This is a genomic window from Vibrio sp. 10N.222.47.A9 (assembly GCF_963872585.1).
GTDB lineage: Bacteria > Pseudomonadota > Gammaproteobacteria > Enterobacterales > Vibrionaceae > Vibrio > Vibrio splendidus.
Genome location: NZ_CAWNBB010000108.1, coordinates 1 through 251 on the forward strand (window position 1 = coordinate 1; position 251 = coordinate 251).

The 251-nt window shown below is 44.6% G+C and carries 1 protein-coding gene; it reads right to left on the reverse strand.

Annotated features, from left to right (window positions below; all coding sequences use genetic code 11):
• The coding region (locus tag AACT19_RS25405) for a hypothetical protein (protein ID WP_131825237.1) at positions 1 to 251 on the reverse strand (251 nt) is incomplete at both ends.

Consider the following 251-nt stretch of genomic DNA (forward strand, 5'->3'; position numbering starts at 1 on the left):
TTTGGCTCGAAACGCACTTCACCTTCAAGAGTGATAAATAACTCACCTTCTGTGAAGCTAAATTGCTGCTCACCATTGTCAGTTTGATCCAGAGTGCGAACTTGACCGTCATACGTAAACTGAGTGATTGTCGCACCATCTGCGCTTTGCTCTGGCATCACATCAATGGTATTGGTTGTGATTGTGCCGTCTGCAAGATTTGGCTCAGTGATATCTAACGTACCATCCTGCATGATTTGAACATCATCACC